This is a genomic window from Mesorhizobium sp. M7A.F.Ca.MR.362.00.0.0 (assembly GCF_004023175.1).
GTDB lineage: Bacteria > Pseudomonadota > Alphaproteobacteria > Rhizobiales > Rhizobiaceae > Mesorhizobium.
Genome location: NZ_RZTF01000111.1, coordinates 12,067 through 16,815 on the forward strand (window position 1 = coordinate 12,067; position 4,749 = coordinate 16,815).

The following is a 4,749-nucleotide window of genomic DNA, read 5'->3' on the forward strand; positions in this document are numbered from 1 at the left end:
GGCCCATTCCCCTTCGATCATGGCCCGCCCTTCGAGCTCAAGGCCGAGCTCGCCAAAAAAACCAATCGTCTCTTCGAGGTCATCGACGACGATTCCTATGTTGTCCATCCGTTTGAGCGCCATGTGTTCAGTCTATAAGGCGTCGTCCAGGCCGTAAACTCCTTAGGCTGCTTGCCAGCTGAGCAAGGGCGATAAGGTCCTGATTCATGGCTGATGGCACGATGCTGTTTCTATCGGTCCAGCATCCGGGCAGGTAGGCCGGATGCTTGGCGGGATCGTGGCCCGGCAATTCTATCGTTGCGCAGGGCAGTTCCGAAACAATGGCCCGGCTCGTCCTTGCCGGCAGTCAGGCCGTGCATACGGCTGATGCGCCGACAACGCCCGCCATGCCGTCCCTGGCCTGGCGCCTGAAGGACCAGGAGGTCGCCGACGTCCTGACCTATGTGCGCGCCAGTTGGGGCAACACCGCCCCAGCGGTCGCCTCCGACGATGTGGCAGCCGTGCGCAAGCAATTGCTCCCGTAACTCGGCTAGCTCTCGGCTGCGACAGCGAGCGCCAGACGGCTCATGTCGGTGAAAAGCGCCTGGCGCTCGGAATAGTCGGTCTGTTCGCCGGTCTCGATGTTGTCGACCACGACACACATCGACAGCGCGCGCGCTCCGAAATGCTCCGATATGCGATATAGCGCGCTGGTTTCCATATCCACGGCCAGGGCTCCTTGCGCCCGCGCAACGGCAAAACGGGCGCGCCCCTCCGGGTGATAGAAGATGTCGCTGCACACCGTCAGGCCGGCATGATGGTCGATGCCGAATTCTACCGCCTTGGCCAGTGACGATGCGAGGAGCGCCGGGTCGGGGCCAGCGGGTCCATAAAGGCCGAAAACCTGGCCGCTCTGGGCGCTTTCCGCCTGTGCCGATTGCGAGATGACAAGGCTGCGCAGTTTTGCCTTTGCGGTCAGGCTGCCGCAGGTGCCGGTGCGGATCAACGTCCGGGCGCCATAATGGTCCAGCAATTCATGCGCATAGATCAGAAACGATGAAACGCCGATGCCCGTCGCCTGGATGCTGACGGGTTTGCCGCCAAACAGCCCGGTGAAGCCAAGCGCGCCGCGGCGGCGATTGATGCAGCGCGGCGCTTCCAGGAACGTTTGCGCCATCCACTCGGCGCGCTGCGGGTCACCCGGCAACAAAACCGTGTCGGCGTAGTCGTCCTTGTCCGCTTCGTTGTGCGGCGTCACCAGTTGCTCCCCCTAAGCCTTCCTGCCGTTTCACCCGCAATCATGGCGTTGTCACGGCGTTGTGCAAGGTGGAACATGGGAAAGGCTCTAAGACTCCAGCACGTCCTTGACGATCGTCGCCAGTTGCTTGAGCGAAAACGGCTTGGGCAGAAAGCCGAAATGCGCATCTGCCGGGAGGTTTCTGGCGAATGCGTCCTCGGCGTAGCCGGACACGAAGACGAACTTGATGTCCGGCTGGCGCTTGCGCAATTCACCAAGCAGTGTCGGTCCGTCCATTTCCGGCATGACCACGTCGGAAACGACGATATCGACCTTGCCGCCCAGCGCCTCGAACACTTCCAGCGCCTCGACGCCCGACGATGCCTCGTGCACGGTGTAGCCACGCGAGGTCAGCGCCCGCATGCCGCCCATGCGCACGGCATCCTCGTCCTCGACGAGCAGCACCGTGGCCGAGCCCGACAGATCCTTGGCCGGATCGGCGACCTTTGCCGGCGCCGCCGGCGCATCGCCGGGCTCGCCTGCTTTTTTCGCTTCGGCGATGTGACGCGGCAGGAAAATGCGGAAAGTCGAGCCTTTGCCGACTTCGGAATCGCAGAAGATGAAGCCGCCGGTCTGCTTGATGATGCCATAGACCATCGACAGGCCAAGGCCAGTGCCCTTGCCGACTTCCTTGGTGGTGAAGAAAGGCTCGAAAATCTTCTTCAGCACGTCGGGCGCGATGCCGCTGCCGGTGTCCTCGACTTCGACCACGACATAGTCCGCCGGGGCGAGTTCGCGGTAGGAAAAGGCCTTGCACTCCTCGGCGGTCACATTGCGGGTGCGCACGGTGAGATCGCCGCCCGCCGGCATTGCGTCGCGCGCGTTGACCGCAAGGTTGACGACGACCTGCTCGAACTGCCCGATATCGACCTTGACCGGCCACAGGTCGCGGCCATGGTCGACCTTCAGCTTGATGTCGTTGCCGACCAGGCGGGCGAGCAGCATCCTGAGATCGGCGAGCACGTCGGTCAGGTTGAGCACTTCCGGCCGCAATGTCTGCTTGCGCGAGAAGGCCAGAAGCTGCCGCACCAGCGAAGCCGCCCGGTTGGCGTTCTGCTTGATGTTCATGATGTCGGGGAAGGAGGGGTCCGACGGACGGTGGTTGGTCAACAAAAGGTCGGACGCCATGATGATGGCGGTCAGCACATTGTTGAAATCATGCGCGATGCCGCCGGCAAGCTGGCCGACCGCCTGCATCTTCTGGCTCTGCGCCATCTGCCCTTCGAGCGCCTTCTGCTCCGTCGTCTCGACGGCGTAGACGATGGCCGACTCCTCGGCGCCCTCGCCACCGGTGCCGTCGGCGACGGCGTTGACGTAGAAGCGGATGTGCCGTTCGTCGTTGCCCGGCAAAAGCGTGTCGATCGGCTCGATGTCGGCCTGCCGCTGCTGCGCTTTCTCGAAGGCAGCCGCAAAGGCCGGCCGGTCGCGTTCGTGGATCACCGTGTCGAGCCTTACGCGACGGTCGACGGCGTCGCGATCGACGACAGACGAAAACAGCGACAGGAACGGCGCATTGGTGCGCAGGATGCGCCCATTGTGGTCGACGCCGGCGATCGCCATCGGTGTCGAGTTGAAGAAGCGGGTGAAGCGCACTTCCGAAGCCCGCAAATCGGCAGAGGCATCCTCGCCTTGCGTGCGGTTGAGCACGATCGTGCGTGTCGGCCCGTTCAATCCTTCGCGGCTGGCCGAAACACGGTGCATGAAGCGCACGGGCAGCGCTTCGCCCGTCGTAGTCGTCAGGTCGAGATCTATCACCGCGTTGCGTGTGGTGCCGGGATCGGCCTTGACCGAGCGGACCAGCGCCATGCCGTCGCCGGCCACGATCTCCGACAGAGACACGGCGCCGGGCGTGAAGCTGGTGAGGTCGATGCCCAGCCATTCGGCGAGCGTGGCGTTGATATAGGTGACGCGGCCCTCCTGGTCGGCCGAAAAGAAGCCGGCCGGCGCGTGGTCGAGGTGATCGATCGCCTTCTGCAGGTCGAGGAAGAAGCGCTCCTGCTCGGCCCGCTCCTGCGAGATGTCGGCAAGCTGCCAGGCCAGCATCGGCAGCCGCTGGCCTGGAACGCTGAAGGCGCGGGCGCGGGCCCGGTACCAGCGGGCGCCAGGCTCGGCACCGGGCCGAATGGACTGTGCGAGCCTAAACTCGCCGTCGCCCGACTGGCCGTCGCGCAGGCCGGACGCCAGGCGATAGATCGTCACCGAGGCTTCGGGGACATCCGAGAGCAATCCCTCGACGGTCTTCAGGTCGGCAGCGGACGATGCTCCGGTCATATCCGCATAGGCGCGATTGGCGTAGACGACGCGGCCCTTGGTGTCGGTGACGAGAAGCCCCTGCGACATCGAATCGACGAAGGATTTCGACAGTTCGTCGCCTGTCGAGCGTGGCGTGACCTGCACGAAGCCGATCGCCGTCGCGAACAGGAAGCCGACGCCGATCATCGCCAGCACGCCGAGCATGCCGAGCAGGAAAGGATCGCCGAGGCGCTCGCGGAAAAGCCCGAAGACGATCGCCGCCCCCGTCAGAACGACGATGAAAATGATAAGCCGGGTGACCGCGCCGGGTCGCGTATTCTGGTCGACGATCGGTACCGGATAGAAATCGCCGCGCGCTTCCTTGGCCATGTGCCCCCTGCTCGTGAATTCCGGTGTTCCGACACCCGCCCCTAGCGGGTTGAATCACATTCTCCTAGTCCGGAAAAGGCCTGGGCGGCAAATGTCGGATAAAAATGATGTCTTCCGGGCTTCGGAGTTTTTCTAGCTGTTCACCGGCGTGAAACGCAACTTGCGGTGGCCCGCTGCAACGGTCTAGTGTCTCGTCACTTCCAAGGGCGATCAGGGGAACCCAATGCAATGGCTCGATAGCGTGGCAGGTCCCGGTTATGCCGCAGCATTGCTGTGGACGTTTGCAGCGCTTGTCCTGCTGGTCATCGTTCTCGTCATCATCAAGCTGGTGCGCAACCTGACATTCGGAACCTTCGTCGCCGGTGGCCGGAACCGCAAGACGCGGCTGGCCGTCATGGATGCCACCGCCGTCGACAGCCATCGCAGGTTGGTGCTGATACGCCGTGACGATATCGAGCACCTGCTTCTGATCGGCGGCCCGACTGACGTCGTCGTCGAGCGCGATATCCGACTTTCGGCGCTACGCCGGCCGGCATTGACTGGAGACGGTGGCTTGCAGCCGGTCCCGGCCACCGCGGCCCCGGCAGCAACAAGGCCACGTCCACCGCAACCCGCTCCGCCGCCGGCGAGACAGGCACCCGCTCCACAGCCGGTGAACACGACGCCCGCCCGCCCGCGTCCAACAGCGCCGCCGGCACCTGCACCGAAGCCGGCAACGCAAAGCTATCAGTCGACCAATGTCACGCCGTTGCCGGCCTACGGCTCCGCCAATGCCAACACCGCCCGGCACGCCCCGCCACCACCGCAGCCGGTGCAAGACAGCATCGACGACACGCTGATGAGGGAACTCG

At 64.1% G+C, this 4,749-nt stretch carries 4 protein-coding genes and 1 pseudogene (1 of these 5 only partly in view); 2 read left to right on the forward strand and 3 right to left on the reverse strand.

The genetic code is table 11. The features are described 5' to 3' along the window. A pseudogene (locus EOC06_RS15915) lies at positions 1–123 on the reverse strand (VOC family protein); it reaches 334 nt to the left of the window's first position. Positions 124–320: 197 nt separating this feature from the next. Between EOC06_RS15915 and EOC06_RS15920 the strand changes: the two are divergent. Then, the gene (locus tag EOC06_RS15920) at positions 321–524 is read left to right on the forward strand and encodes a hypothetical protein (protein ID WP_245469647.1); all 204 of its coding nucleotides are present in this window, start codon (positions 321–323) and stop codon (positions 522–524) included. A 5-nt stretch (positions 525–529) separates the two neighbouring features. On the opposite strand, the gene EOC06_RS15925 is transcribed toward EOC06_RS15920, so the two are convergent. After that, positions 530–1,237: a purine-nucleoside phosphorylase gene (locus tag EOC06_RS15925; protein WP_127271305.1), complete on the reverse strand. Its 708-nt coding sequence runs from the start codon at positions 1,235–1,237 to the stop codon at positions 530–532. Between the two features lie 87 nt (positions 1,238–1,324). Continuing rightward, positions 1,325–3,898 (reverse strand): cell cycle histidine kinase CckA, encoded by a 2,574-nt coding sequence (gene cckA, locus EOC06_RS15930; protein ID WP_128308212.1) that lies wholly within the window; start codon positions 3,896–3,898, stop codon positions 1,325–1,327. A 223-nt stretch (positions 3,899–4,121) separates the two neighbouring features. Between cckA and EOC06_RS15935 the strand changes: the two genes are divergently transcribed. Next, on the forward strand, positions 4,122–4,749 hold a 628-nt coding region (locus EOC06_RS15935), incomplete at its 3' end, for a flagellar biosynthetic protein FliO (RefSeq protein ID WP_128308213.1).